11 protein-coding genes are annotated in these 13,261 nt (G+C 53.2%); 7 read left to right on the top strand and 4 right to left on the bottom strand.

Translation table 11 applies throughout. The features are described from left to right. Nucleotides 1-16: 16 nt before the first annotated feature. The 7 genes from DCCM_RS15205 to DCCM_RS15180 all read left to right on the top strand — a co-directional run bounded on the left by DCCM_RS15205 (nucleotide 17) and on the right by DCCM_RS15180 (nucleotide 8,551). Entirely contained in the window at nucleotides 17-1,180 is a 1,164-nt protein-coding gene (locus DCCM_RS15205; RefSeq protein ID WP_104373237.1) for an acyl-CoA dehydrogenase family protein, read from the top strand. Nucleotides 1,181-1,242: 62 nt separating this feature from the next. Next, the gene (locus tag DCCM_RS15200; RefSeq protein ID WP_104373236.1) at nucleotides 1,243-2,838 is read left to right on the top strand and encodes an AMP-binding protein; all 1,596 of its coding nucleotides are present in this window, start codon (nucleotides 1,243-1,245) and stop codon (nucleotides 2,836-2,838) included. Nucleotides 2,839-3,069: 231 nt separating this feature from the next. After that, nucleotides 3,070-4,686 carry a spore germination protein gene (locus DCCM_RS15195; protein ID WP_104373235.1) on the top strand — a complete coding sequence of 539 codons (1,617 nt, stop codon included), beginning with the start codon at nucleotides 3,070-3,072 and terminating at the stop codon, nucleotides 4,684-4,686. Continuing rightward, nucleotides 4,687-5,781, top strand: coding sequence for a GerAB/ArcD/ProY family transporter (locus DCCM_RS15190; protein ID WP_104373234.1), 1,095 nt, complete (start codon nucleotides 4,687-4,689; stop codon nucleotides 5,779-5,781). It begins immediately after the preceding gene. Continuing rightward, a complete protein-coding gene (locus DCCM_RS15185; protein ID WP_104373233.1) occupies nucleotides 5,778-6,989 on the top strand; it encodes a Ger(x)C family spore germination protein in 1,212 nt (403 codons plus the stop codon). Before DCCM_RS15190 ends, DCCM_RS15185 begins: the two co-directional genes overlap by 4 nt. A gap of 57 nt (nucleotides 6,990-7,046) precedes the next feature. Beyond that, the gene (locus DCCM_RS18755; protein WP_165792192.1) at nucleotides 7,047-7,217 is read left to right on the top strand and encodes a hypothetical protein; all 171 of its coding nucleotides are present in this window, start codon (nucleotides 7,047-7,049) and stop codon (nucleotides 7,215-7,217) included. Nucleotides 7,218-7,354: 137 nt separating this feature from the next. Further along, nucleotides 7,355-8,551, top strand: a complete 1,197-nt coding sequence (locus tag DCCM_RS15180; protein ID WP_104373232.1) for an MFS transporter — start codon at nucleotides 7,355-7,357, stop codon at nucleotides 8,549-8,551. 38 nt (nucleotides 8,552-8,589) lie between these two features. Here DCCM_RS15180 and DCCM_RS15175 read toward each other — a convergent pair whose 3' ends face one another. The 4 genes from DCCM_RS15175 to DCCM_RS15160 form a co-directional block, all read right to left on the bottom strand. Further along, nucleotides 8,590-9,657: a protein-glutamate methylesterase/protein-glutamine glutaminase gene (locus tag DCCM_RS15175; RefSeq protein ID WP_269433761.1), complete on the bottom strand. Its 1,068-nt coding sequence runs from the start codon at nucleotides 9,655-9,657 to the stop codon at nucleotides 8,590-8,592. Nucleotides 9,658-9,674: 17 nt separating this feature from the next. Then, entirely contained in the window at nucleotides 9,675-10,505 is an 831-nt protein-coding gene (locus DCCM_RS15170; RefSeq protein ID WP_104373231.1) for a CheR family methyltransferase, read from the bottom strand. Nucleotides 10,506-10,543: 38 nt separating this feature from the next. After that, nucleotides 10,544-12,658: a HAMP domain-containing methyl-accepting chemotaxis protein gene (locus DCCM_RS15165; RefSeq protein WP_104373230.1), complete on the bottom strand. Its 2,115-nt coding sequence runs from the start codon at nucleotides 12,656-12,658 to the stop codon at nucleotides 10,544-10,546. Between the two features lie 78 nt (nucleotides 12,659-12,736). Then, on the bottom strand, nucleotides 12,737-13,231 hold the full coding sequence (locus DCCM_RS15160) for a chemotaxis protein CheW (protein ID WP_104373229.1): 495 nt from the start codon (nucleotides 13,229-13,231) through the stop codon (nucleotides 12,737-12,739). Nucleotides 13,232-13,261 lie beyond the last annotated feature (30 nt).

Genomic DNA, 13,261 nt, shown 5'->3' with positions numbered 1-13,261 from the left:
AAAGAAAGGGTGGGTTATGTTGGAGTTCACTCTGAGTTCCGAGCATCAGCTGCTGGCCGACACTGTTTACAGGTTTATGTTGAAGGAAATTGCCCCCCTGGCGGAAACCATTGACCGGGAGGATAAATTCCCGGATGGAATATGGCTCAAACTGGGGGAGCTGGGGGTATTGGGAACAACCATAGCGGAGGAGTACGGCGGGTCCGGGTTTGATGTGCTTTCGGCCCTGCTGGTAATGGAGCAGATAGGCAGGATTTGCCCCGCCCTGGCCCTTTCCACCGGCGCCCACGCCATGCTGTGCGCGGACACCCTTTATAGAAACGCCACCCCGGAACAGCGCAAAAAATATTTGCCCGGCCTGTGCTCCGGTGAAAGAATAGGGGCCATGGCCCTGACCGAGCCGGATGCCGGCTCGGATGCCCTGGGTATCCGGACCACCGCCGTTAAAAGGGGCGGCAAATATATGCTGAACGGCGGCAAGACCTTTATTACCAACGCCCCGGTGGCGGAGGTATTCGTGGTATATGCCAAAACGGACCAAAGTGCCGGACCCCGGGGCATTTCGGCATTTATCGTGGAGAGGGGCTATCCCGGCTTCACGGCTTCAAAAAAAATAGAAAAAATGGGGAATAAAGGATCACCCACCGGAGAACTGGCCTTTGAGGATTGTGAAGTTCCCGCTGAAAACCTGCTGGGGCAGGAAAACAGAGGTGTGGCGGTGATGATGTCCGGTCTGGACCGGGAAAGGGCGTTTTACTCCGGGCTGGCCGTGGGATCGGCCCAGGGGGCCTTTGAACTGGCCCTTAAATATAGCCGGGAAAGGATTCAGTTCGGTCAGCCCATAGCAAATTTCCAACTGATCCAGGCAAAGCTGGCGGACATGTACACGGGCATTGAGACGGCGCGCCTGTTGGCTTATAAGGCTGCGGTGCTGGCGGAGGGCTCCGAAAGGGGCGGGCTGGGAACGGAAATTCATAAAATTGCCGCCGCGGCTATATTATTCGCCTCGGAGATAAACACCAGAGTGGCCAACGACGCTGTGCAGATACACGGCGGTTACGGTTACACCCTGGAATACCCCGTGAACAGGTTCTACCGGGACGCCAAACTGGGGGAAATAGGGGCCGGGACCTCCGAAATGCGCAGGCTGATTATTGCCCGGGAGTTGCTAAAGGCATAAAAAGAACTGGATAAAATGGCCCTGGCGTTAATTTCGGTATTAATAATAAAGGGGGAAGCCTGATGAATGCCCAGTTGGAACAAAATCTTATCCAGCGGCTGGCGGTGGGGGATATCATTCGGCGGTCGGCGCTTCGGGCCCCGGGGCGGGAGGCCCTGGTGGAATACCGGGGGGATACCAGAATCAGCTATACCTACCGGGAGCTGAACCAGGCCGTTAATAAATTTACCAGGGCGCTGCAAGGTATTGGACTGCGAAAAGGCGACCGGGTGGCGGCGGTATGCCTTAATTCCGTGGAGTATATTGTCGCAATTTTCGGACTGGCCAGGGGCGGGTATGTAATGGTGCCGGTAAATCCAGGGCTGAATCCGGCTGATATGGGATATATTCTAAACCACTCCGAAGCCAGGGCGCTGATTGTGGATGACGCTTTTATCCCGGTGTTAAACAAATACCTGGATAAACTCCCCAATATCAAAAACTTTTTTTCACTGCCGGTATCCGGGCTTGCGGCGGTAAAACCCTTCATTTCTTTTCCGGAGCTGCTGGCCGGACAATCCCCGGAGGAAGTGGAGGATGTAATTATAGGGGACAGGGATATTTTGCAGATAATGTATACCAGCGGCACCACCGCGGCTCCCAAGGGTGTTATGATTACCAACCTTTCCGTGTATGTGGCGGCACTGCACAATATTATTTTTGCCAATATAAATTCCCGCAGCATTATGTCGGTAGTTCTGCCGTTATTTCATTGCGCCCAGCATAGCGTGCTGACCAGCGCCCTGCTGGCGGGGGCCGGGGCGGTAATAATGAGGGGCTTTGAGCCGGGCAAATATATCGCCATATGGAGCCGGGAAAAAATTAACTTTATGTTCGCCTTGCCCGTAATGTACCGGGCTTTACTGGATTATCCGGGGATTGATGAATATGATCTGTCCGCATTTGAACGTTGCATTTATGTTATGACTCCCATGGACCGGCGCACCCTGGAGGACGCCGGGGAAAAAATAGGGGCGGACAAATTCGTGCTGGCCACGGGGCAGACCGAGGCGTATCCCTCCACCAATTATTTCTACCCGGCCTGTTATCCCGGTAAGGAGGGCAATTACTGGGGTGTTTCCAATCTTACCTATGAAACAGCGGTGCTGGATGAGCAAGGCAACAAGCTGCCCCGGGGGCGGATTGGCGAGATTGTCTGGCGGGGGCCGGGGGTAATGGAGGGCTATTACAAAGATCAGGAGGCCACGGAAAAGTCCAGAAAGTTCGGCTGGCATCATTCCGGGGACCTGGGATATTTTGATGAGGACGGACTCCTGGTATTTATGGACCGGAAGAAAGATATGATTAAGACTGGTGGAGAAAATGTTCCTTCCATTAAGGTGGAAAGGGTATTGCTCAATCATCCCGGAATTGTATCCGCGGCTGTGGTTGGGCTGCCGCATCCCCACTGGGTTGAGGCGATTACGGCCTTCGTGGTTGCCGGGGAGAAAGGCGGCGGGCTTGCCGAAGGGGATGTAATCGCCTGGTGCAAACAGGAGCTGGGGGGGTTTGAAGTTCCCAAATCCGTGGTATTCGTTAAAGAACTTCCCCTGACCAGCACGGGAAAAATAAAGAAGCATGAGATCCGGAGCCGCTATGAACATTATTACAGGGAATAGTCCGCCGGTAAGCGGCGTTAGCCGCTTTATCGTCCTATGCCCTGGAAACCCTGAAGAAATACCGCAAACCGGATAAATTTAACTTGCCATGCCAAAAAGCCTCCCCGGGGGAGGTTTTTTGCATTCTGAGGCATTATATGGTAATTACTGTAAACGATCTTTTCAACATTTTATTTTTTGATTTGGGGAAAATAAATTCTGGATTCTTTTACCGGAAATGGAGAAAGGCATATGTCCCGCAGTATTTTCAGAAAACTTTTATCCATGAAACCCAAGCCTGATAATAAGAGGGTTTCCCCGGCCCGGGCCGTCCCTGCCGGAAGGGACAAACTGTCCGGAGAGCTGGCGGCGGATCTGGATATGCTCAGAAATGTCCTGGGCAACAGCATGGATTTGGTGATAAGGGAGTTTATGCTGTGCGACACCCGGGCGGCTCTGGTTTATATAAACGGAATTATTGACAAGGAGGCCTTGAGGGAAAATGTGCTCAGGGCGTTAATGGTGGATACGAAAATGGTGAATACCCCGGGTTATTCATCCGGCAACAGCCTGGCCGCCCGGGTTAAGGAAAATGTGCTGAGTATCGCCAATGTCAAAGAAGCCGTAGAAATCGGCTCAATACTCGAAGGAATATTAGGGGCCGGCATAGCCCTGCTCTTTGAAGGCGACCACACGGCACTCACTTTAAAACTTCCGGCTTTTGAGACCAGATCCGTTGGAGAGCCGCAAACCGAATCGGTGGTCAGGGGTCCCCGGGAGGGGTTCGTGGAATATTTATATACTAATTTATCCATGCTGCGCAGGAAAATAAAAAGCCCTGATTTGCGGCTGGAACGCATGCAGGTGGGCAGGGTAACCGGAACCGATGTCTGCGTGGCCTACATTAAAGGAATTGCCAATCCCAAAATAGTGGAAGAGGTAAAAAAGCGCCTGGAGCGGATCGAGCTGGACGGGGTATTGGAATCCGGCTATATTGAAGAATTTATAGAAGACGCCCCCTTTTCAATATTTCCCACCGTGGGCAACACGGAAAAGCCGGACAGGGTGGCGGCGCAGCTACTGGAAGGGCGGGTGGCCATATTCACGGACGGTACACCCTTTGTTCTTACAGTTCCCTATCTTTTTTTGGAATCCGTCCAGGCCAGCGAGGATTATTATTCCAGGCATTTTTCCAGTTCATTGTTCAGATCCTTAAGAATTCTGGCCCTGATCCTCACCACCGAGCTGCCCGCTCTTTATGTGGCAATTTCTTCCTTTAACCCGGAAATACTGCCCACTCCCCTGCTGCTGACCATGGCCTCCTCCAGGGAAGGGGTTCCCCTCCCCGCTATTGGTGAGGTTTTAGTGATGGGGGTTATTTTTGAGGTGCTCCGGGAAGCCGGGGTGCGTCTGCCCAGGCCTGTGGGCCAGGCGGTGAGTATCGTGGGAGCCCTGGTGCTCGGGGATGCGGCGGTCTCGGCAGGGCTGGTGAGCGCCCCGGCTGTAATCGTTACGGCCCTTACGGGGATTGCTTCCTTTGTTGTTCCCTCCCAGAGCGACGCCCAGATTTTTATCAGGTTTTGCTTTACCATTATGGCCGGTTTTGCCGGTTTTTTCGGCTTGTTCCTGGGCTTTGCCCTGATATTAATCCACCTGGCCTCCCTGCGCTCCTACGGGACGCCGTACCTTTCCCCTCTGGCCCCGTTCAGCAAAGGGGATTTAAGAGACACCTTCACCCGCTTCCCGTGGTGGGCAATGGGCGGCAGGCCCCGGGTGATAGGCTGGAGGAACCCCCGGAGGGCGGGGAATGTCTCACCCCCCGCCCCCCCCGGGGATAAAAGAAACAGCCGCGGGGAGGGGGACGGGTAAGTGCTGGAAGACGGAAAGATATCCGGTAGACAGGCGGCTTTTCTAATTATCAGCACTATTCTGCCCACCAGCATAATGCTGTTGCCCGGCATAATATACCAGGAGGCCGCCCAGGACAGCTGGATGTCGATTATTCTGGTAACCTTTTTCGGGATGGCGGCAGGCTTGGTCATCGCGGCCCTGGGTATGCGCTTCCCGGACAAGACCATTGTCCAGTACGCCGGGCTGTTGACAGGCCGGGTTTTGGGCAAGGCCATAGGGCTTTTGTACATAGTGTTTTTCATTTATATAAACACTTTCGTTATCAGGCAGTTTGGCGAGTTGCTGGTCACCATGTTCATGCCGGAAACTCCCCTGCTGGTTTTCCTGATCGGGCTGATGATGGCCTCCGCCTATTCCATACGCTGCGGTCTGGAGGTGCTGGCCAGGGTCAACGAAATAGTTTTGCCGGTGGTGCTGGGACTTTTGCTGCTCATCGTGTTGTTGATTATTCCGGAGATGCAGGCCCAAAAATTAACTCCGGTGCTGGAAAAAGGGATTGTGCCGGTACTGAGGGGGATCTACTACCCGGCTCTCTTTTTTGCGGAGACAGCGGTTATGTTAATGATTATTCCTTTTTTGAACAGACCCCGGAAAGCCGGGGGAATTATACTAAAGGGCATTGTCACCGTGGGGCTGTTTCAATTGCTCACCATGCTTGCCACCATTATGGTTTTTGGTCCCCGAACGGCCCGGATCCAATTTCCGGTCCTGATTCTTGCCAGGCAGATCAGCATCGCCGAGCTGATCGAGCGGGCGGAACCCTTTGTAATGTTAATCTGGGTACTGGGAGGCTTTGTCAAGGTGGCTGTCTTTTATTACTGCGCCGTGCTGGGCACGGCACAGTTGTTAAACCTTAAAGATTACAAATCCCTGGTACTGCCCACCGGGGTGCTGCTGACTGTTCTTTCGGTGCTGCTCTGGGGCGATGTGCTGGAATTGACCCGCCAGATCACCAAATTGCTGCCTCCTGTTTTCATACCCATTGAAGCCGGCCTGCCGCTGCTCCTCCTGGTGCTGGCCAGATTGCGCGGAAATAGGGGGGGAGGCCGGTGAAGCGCAAAACACTGACACTGATTATTTCTCTGGCGCTGCCTTTCTTTCTTGCTTCCGGTTGCTGGAACAAGGTGGAACTGGATCAAAGGGCCATTGTCGCCGGCTTTGGGCTGGATAAGGCCCGGGAGGAGGGGCGGCTGAAGGTAACCGTGCAGGTTGCCAAGCCCGGGGAAATTAAAGCCGGCGCCAAGAGCGAAGGAGGCGCTCCCAGCGCTGTGACGGTGTTTACCGGCACGGGTTACACCTTTTTCGACGGCCTTCGGAATCTGGCCATGGTAACGGGCAAAAAACTGTTTCTTTCTGAAGCGAAAATTTTGGTGGTGGGAGAGGAACTGGCCAGGGATGACATCGGCAAGGCCACGGACCTGTATGAACGCGACGCCGAGCCTTCCACCCGGAACTATCTGTTAATAGCCAGAGGGGAAGCGGAGGAGGTATTGGAGACCGAGATGGGGCTCGAAAAAATCTGGGCCTACGGCATAGGCAACACGGTTAAAGCGATGAGCGCGCACGGGAAAGCGCCGGCCATAGAGATAGCGGATTTTTTGGAAGCTGTGGAGAGTAAAACCACCGCTCCGGTTGCCACGGCGGTGCGGTTGGTTAGTAAGGGGGAGGAGAAAGGTGAAATAACGGCCGGGGAGAATAAGGCGAGGCCTCCCAAAGAAATCAAGGTGTCGGGGGCGGCGGTTTTTCGCAATTATAAAATGACCGGCTGGCTGGATGAAAGGGAGACCCGGGGGCTGCTCTGGGTAACCGGAAAAATAAAGAGCGGGATCATTGTGGTGCCTGCTCCGGGGGACGACAGCAGGCTGGTGGCCTTCGAGATAATCCGGGCCAAGGCGGATATCAAGCCGGAAATGAAGGACGGAAACTTAACCATAACCGTGGAGGTGGAGGAAGAGGGCAACCTGGGCGAGGAGCAGCCGGATTCGGTGGATGTGACCGTGCCCGGGGTTTTGCGGGAGCTGGAGAAGAGGAAAAAGGAGGCCATAGAAAAGGAAATACTGGCCGCCGTGTCCAGGTCCCGGGAACTGAACGCGGATATTTTCGGCTTCGGCGAGGCGGTGCACCGGAAGTATCCCGGGGAATGGAAACAACTGGAGGCCGGCTGGGATGAAATATACCCCACCCTGGAAGTGAACCTGGCGGTGGACGCCAGAATAAGGCGCACCGGAAAAATTACCAAACCCGCGGAGCCCAGGTCTTAAAATTTTTTCAAGTGAATTGACGCTATTTTATCAATATCCATTAAGGCGGTTGTATTGATGTTTTTAGATATTTTTTTCCTTATCCTGTCCTTTGTGATCATTGTGTTAATTGACGCGCCACGCCTGGTTCGCCTGGGGCTTTGGCGGGAGTTGTGGGTTTTCGGCACAATAATGGTCATGGGTTATACCCTGGCCTTCCTCAGGGTGTTTAAGGTGATATATCCATAGAAACGAAAGGGGAAGATGTAGGAAGTAAAGTTTGTCCTAATTACATTAAACATATGGAGGGAATGAGCCCTCGCTGACCGAAATTACTTGATAATCAACTGCTTATTACAAAAAAAGCATCGCGGGGTTGTTATCTAATGCCGGTTATGCAGAGGGAAAAAAACATCACGGCGGCGAAGCCAAAATTGTGGACGCTGGATTTTGTTCTCATTTGCCTGTCATCTCTCACTGTCTGCCTTGCTTTTCACAGCCTGATACCCACGTTGCCCATGTATATACAGGAGCACGGGGGGTCAAAGAGTATGGCCGGGCTTGCCATGGCTGCGCTCACCGTGGCCGCGGTTATTATCCGGCCGGTGAGCGGCTGGGCGCTGGACAGGTATGGCCGCAGGGTCATTCTTATTGCCGGACTGCTTACTTTCCTGCTCCCCTCGCTGGTTTATACTTTAATGCTTCCTATCATTCCGCTGCTCTTTTTTCGCTTTCTCCAGGGTTTTGGCTGGGGAATCGGCACCACCTCCCAGGGAACCGTGGCCTCGGATATCATCCCCGGGAGCAGGCTGGGGGAGGGGCTGGGATTTTTCAGCCTGGCAGTCAGCATTTCATTAGCTACGGCCCCTGCCATCGGTTTATGGCTGGTGAACCGTTTTTCCTTCCATGCTCTGTTCCTTGCCGGCGCTCTGTTGACCACGATTTCCATGGCCCTGGGGCTGTTAATCAAATACCCCGCAAGGAAGGCTCCGGAGCAGGCGGCAAAACCGGTTATCATTGAGAAGCAGGCCCTTGGCCCCTCGCTGGTAATGTTATTGACAACCACCACCTACAGCTCTTTGCTTTCATTTCTGGCCCTGTTCGTTCAGCAAAAGGGGATGACCACGGCCGGGCTGTTTTTTACCGTGGTGGCTGTTACTACCTTTATTTCCAGGCCCCTTGCGGGAACCATCGTGGACAGAAAAGGGCGCGGCGGATATGATCTGACGGTTTTTGCAGGTCTTTTTGCCATAATTGCGGCTATGATTATTATCGCCCGAACCTCTTCCCCGGGGCATTTGATAGCCGGGGGACTATTGTTCGGCATCGGATTTGGCTCCGTTCAGCCCAGCATGCTGGCTTTATGCATCAATAGCGTTCCGCTGCACAGAAGAGGCGCGGCAAATGCCACCTATTGGACCGCCTTTGATACCGGAGTGGCTTTCGGCTCTGTTTTCTGGGGGGTGCTGGCCAATTATTCCGGATATGCGGTGATGTACTATCTGAACATAATTCCGCCCCTTTTGGCATTGCCGGTCTACCTGTGGAATAAAAAAAGCAAATTAAAGCCCGGGGCTGACTAACCCCGGGCTTGGGGAAGGGATGGCGCCAATCCGGGGCATTAATTTTTTTCGTGCAGGAGATTCATAATGACCTGGGGGATGGTGTCTATGGGCTGCAGAAATTCCGCCCCGCCCAGCTCGTAGGCCACCTTGGGCATTCCGAATACCACCGAGGTGGATTCATCTTGAGCCAGGGTCCTGGCCCCGGCGTTGCGCATGGCCAGCAGGCCGTCCGCCCCGTCGTGCCCCATACCTGTTAAAATAATCCCTATGGCATTACTCCCGACTTTTCCGGCCACGGAGTGAAACAGCACATCCACAGACGGGCAATGGCCGTTGACCTTATCTCCTTCCCTGCACTCCACCAGGTAGACTCCACCTGAGCGCTTTACCGTCATGTGCTTGCCGCCGGGGGCTATTAAAATGCGCCCGGGCATTATCCGGTCATTGGTACTTGCCTCCAGTACTTCCATTTCGCATATATTATTAAGATTGTCCGCAAAATGTTTGGTAAAACCGGCGGGCATATGCTGCACGATGACCACACCGGGCATGGAAGCGGGAAAGGACTGGATAATCTGGCGAATGGCCCTGGTTCCCCCGGTGGAGGCGCCGATGGCTATCACCTTGTCCGTTGATTCCGCCGGGGCGGCGCCGGAGACGGGCTGTAACTTGGCCGCGGCCGCTGTTTTCTTTTCCTTCCATTCCCTTAAATTGGCTGTGGCCGCCATTTTTACCTTTTGCCTGAGCTTGTTCATCATGCTGTCCAGTCCCCTGGCAATGTCGGAGCTGGGCTTGGTCACATAATCCACCGCCCCGGCCTCCAGGGCTTCCAGGGTGGTTTTGGCTCCCTCCCTGGTTAGAGCGCTGACCATAACCACCGGAAGGGGATATTGCGGCATCAGCCTTCTCAAAAACTCCACCCCGTCCATACGGGGCATTTCCACATCAAGGGTCAACACATCCGGTTTTAACTGGACAATCTTATCACGGGCGATGTAGGGGTTGGACGCCGCGCCCACCACCTCAATTTCCGGGTCCATTCCCAGTCCCTGGGCCAATATTTCACGAACAAGCGCGGAATCGTCCACCACCAGTACTTTAATCCTTGTTTTCAGCTGTTCCACCCCGCATGCTTTAGCTTTTATATTTTTTGAAAAATAGCCGGCTGGATATATTTATACATTGACCTGTACTGGCTTAAGGACTCGGAATGGCCTACAAAAAGGTAGCCATTGGGCTCAGTATAATAGTGCAGCCTATTAATCAATTTCTGCTGCGTGGCGTTGTCAAAGTATATCATTACATTCCGGCAGAATATTACGTGAAAAAGTCCTTTAAAGGGGTAACTCTCATTCATCAGATTCAAACGGCGGAAAAGAATCATGTCCTGAATTTCGGGTGCTATCGACCAGGTTCCTTTTCCGGAGGGTTTAAAATAGCGTAACCGGTAGGCGGGCGGAATGCACTCCAGCTGGTTGTTCCTGTATAGCCCCGAGCGGGCCTTTTCCAGTGCCGTGACGGAAATATCCGTGGCCAGAATGCCCACATCCCACCCGGAAAGATCATCATCGAAAAAATCACTGATTACCATGGCCGCGGTATAGGCTTCTTCGCCTGAGGAGCAGCCGGCGGACCAAATCCTTATTTTACGGCTGTTCTGTTTTTGGAGACGTTCCAATAATTGGGGAAATACTCTCAACCTCAAAAAATCATAGTGTTCCGTTTCCCTGAAGAAAAAGGTATGGTTGGTGGACAGTCTGTCCACCATGTGCAGCAGGGCTTCCCCGGAAGTATCGGAAATCACATGTTTGTAATAAGCCTTGAAACTGGGAAACTGGCCCGCGCGCAGTGTTTTTTGCAGCCTCTCCACCACCAGGGCGCGTTTCTGCTCGGTAAGGTTAATGCCGCAGCGGTTATAAAGCAGCCGGCTGATCAACCTGAATTCATCATCCTGTAGTTTTATATTTTCCATTTTAGCCGGCCCCCTTATTTTACGGGCAGGGAAGGTTCTTAAAATTTGCCGAAGTCCTGATCGTCCAGGGAAATAACTTCATTAGGGCTTAAGGTGGCCGCCGCCTCTCCCGGGGGAACTGAAACGTAACCCTGTGCCTTTGCTTTCTGTCCGGATGTCATCCGGGGCTGGCCGCCTTCGGGCCGGGCAGCCATGGACAGGGCGCCGTAATTTATCCTGCGCAGTTTGAACCTTGCCAGCATGCCTTTGAGCTGCACCGACTGGCTGGACAGCTCCTCGCCGGCCGAGGCCAGTTCCTCGGCGCTGGCGGTATTTTGCTGGGTTACCTGGTCCACCTGCTGCAGTCCCTGGTTGATTTGTTTGATGCCCTGGGCCTGCTCCTTGGAGGCGGCGGCAATTTCACTGATTAAATCAGTAACCTTGGTGGCCCCGGTAACGATATCCTCCAGTGCCGTCGAGGTGTCCTGGGCGATTTTGGTGCCCACCTCGGTCTTCTTGATGGAATTCTCGATCATTTCGGTGGTCTCCCTGGCGGCCTTGGCGCTGCGCTGGGCCAGGTTTCTCACTTCCTCGGCCACCACTGTGAAGCCCTTGCCGTGCTTGCCGGCCCGGGCCGCCTCAACCGCGGCGTTAAGGGCCAGGAGGTTGGTTTGAAAGGCAATTTCATCGATGACTTTAATAATTTTGGAGATATTTGCCCCGGACTCGTTGATATCGTTCATGGCCCTGACCATTTGAGCCATCATTTCGTTGCCCTTTTCCGCGTTGTTCCTGGCCAGAACAGCCAGTTGGTTGGCCTGGGTGGCATTTTCGGCGTTTTGATTGGTCTGGGAGGACATTTCCTGCATGGAGGAGGAAATTTGTTCCACGGCGCTGGCCGACTCGCTGGCTCCCTTGGACAGGGCCTGGCCGGAATCGGAAATCTGTGACGAGCCTCCGGCAACCTGGTCCACGGCAACCGTTACCTGGCCCAGGATGTCGTTGACAGCCTCCAGGGTGGAATTTAAGGCTTCTTTAATTATGGCGTGGTCGCCCTTATAATTTCCGGCCACCGCCACATTCAGGTTTCCTCCGGCCATTTCCTTAAGACAGCCGGCCGCCTCGTTAATGGGTTTTAGCACTTCGTCCAGGGTGCTGTTGAAGCCCTGGACAATTTCCCTGTATCCTCCCTCAAATTTATCGGCATTTCCCCGGGCCCGGAGGTCGCCTTCCAGGGCGGCGCTGGAAAGCGACAGGCTCTCGTTAATCAGCCCTTTAATTGTTTTAACCATGTGGCTTAAATTTTTGCCGAGAATGTCGTTATCCGAGCTGATTTTTACCTCCACATTCATGTCCCCCGCGGCAACCTTCTCCGCCGCCAGGGCCGACGCCCTTATGTTTTCGGCCATGTTCCTGAATGACCCGGCCAGCATTCCTATTTCGTCCCTGGTATCGGCTTCAATTTTTACGTTCACATCGCCAAGGGCCAGGCTGTCCGCCGCCTCAGCCAGTTTCCGGATGGGCCTGCTGATTATGCGGGAGATGAAAAAGCCCAGTACCACCGCCAGGAGGACACCGATTACCAGAATTATAATCATTTCCCTTACCGTGGCCTCGGCCATTTCCGAATTGCTTAGAGAAGTCTCCGAGCCTTTTTCCAACACCATTTTAACCAGTTTATCCAGCGCGTCCTGTTCAACGGCGGCTGCCTTTTTGGCTTCGCCGTTCAATAATATTACGGCCTCTTCCCTGTGTCCGGCCCGGGCCAGTTCCATTATCTTTTCCAGCAGGGGCGCGAAGGCATTATGCGCCGACAGGTATTCGCCGTAGGCTTGCCTGGTGTCCTGCTGGGCAAGGGCCTTTTCAAGGATGGGGCCGTGCTCGTCCATGTTGGTTTTCAGCTCCGCGATACTTTCCATGTGCTGCTGAATTTCTCCCGGCGTATTGACCAGAACCATTTCCGCCAGGTTGACGCGAATTCTCTGAAAGGATGTGGATAATTCATCCAAATGCTCTATTGGCAAAGAGACATTTTCATACATGTATTTATTTTGCAGGTTAAGGGAATGAATATTTTTTATGCCGATGAAACCGATTACGCCCGCTATAAGGGCGACAATAACAAAGCCGGTCAATAGCTTGACGGCTATTTTTAAGTTATAATACCATTTCATTTTAACAATCCCCCTGTAATCCAAAGCTTTTTCAACTTGCCTTTAAAAAGGGCTGTTAATTAAATAAAAAGCATGACACTATTCCCAGTGGAAAAGCAGTTTTTCAGCGTCCAGCAATAGTTTTACTTCTTCTCCCGCTTTCCCCATGCCCTGAAGGAACCTGTTGCCCCTGTCTTTTCTTATCTCCGGTGTGGGCTCAATCTGTCCCGGGGGGATATCCAGCACTTCGGAAACCCGGTCCACTATGAGACCCACCGGCTGCTCCCTGACATTAATAACTATAATGCAGGTACGGTCGTCATAGACCCGGTATTCCATCCCGAAACGGAGGCGCACATCCATTACCGGTATAACCTTGCCGCGTAAATTAATTACTCCTTTAATAAATGAAGGCATATCCGGAACCTCGGTAATATTCTGCAGGCCGATTATTTCAGTGACGTAGCGGATTTCTATGCCATATTCCTCGTTGTTTAACAGGAAGGTTAAATATTTGCCCTCCTGGCTGTCCTCCATATCGTCATCGTCTTCATCATCCAGCAGGTCCGGGTTCAGTCTCTCTCTGACGGCCATACAATTAACCCCCTCCGGTGTTTTTAATGA

Source organism: Desulfocucumis palustris (assembly GCF_002933875.1).
Lineage (GTDB): Bacteria > Bacillota > Desulfotomaculia > Desulfotomaculales > Desulfocucumaceae > Desulfocucumis > Desulfocucumis palustris.
This window is presented reverse-complemented; position numbering and strand designations above follow the sequence as displayed.

What these genes read in the sequence shown, in the direction of transcription:
- DCCM_RS15205 (WP_104373237.1), top strand. Translation starts at nt 17, where the DNA reads ATGTTGGAGTTCACTCTGAGTTCCGAGCATCAGCTGCTGGCCGACACT.
- DCCM_RS15200 (WP_104373236.1), top strand. Translation starts at nt 1,243, where the DNA reads ATGAATGCCCAGTTGGAACAAAATCTTATCCAGCGGCTGGCGGTGGGG.
- DCCM_RS15195 (WP_104373235.1), top strand. Translation starts at nt 3,070, where the DNA reads ATGTCCCGCAGTATTTTCAGAAAACTTTTATCCATGAAACCCAAGCCT.
- DCCM_RS18755 (WP_165792192.1), top strand. Translation starts at nt 7,047, where the DNA reads ATGTTTTTAGATATTTTTTTCCTTATCCTGTCCTTTGTGATCATTGTG.
- DCCM_RS15180 (WP_104373232.1), top strand. Translation starts at nt 7,355, where the DNA reads ATGCCGGTTATGCAGAGGGAAAAAAACATCACGGCGGCGAAGCCAAAA.
- DCCM_RS15170 (WP_104373231.1), bottom strand. Translation starts at nt 10,505, where the DNA reads ATGGAAAATATAAAACTACAGGATGATGAATTCAGGTTGATCAGCCGG.
- DCCM_RS15165 (WP_104373230.1), bottom strand. Translation starts at nt 12,658, where the DNA reads ATGAAATGGTATTATAACTTAAAAATAGCCGTCAAGCTATTGACCGGC.
- DCCM_RS15160 (WP_104373229.1), bottom strand. Translation starts at nt 13,231, where the DNA reads ATGGCCGTCAGAGAGAGACTGAACCCGGACCTGCTGGATGATGAAGAC.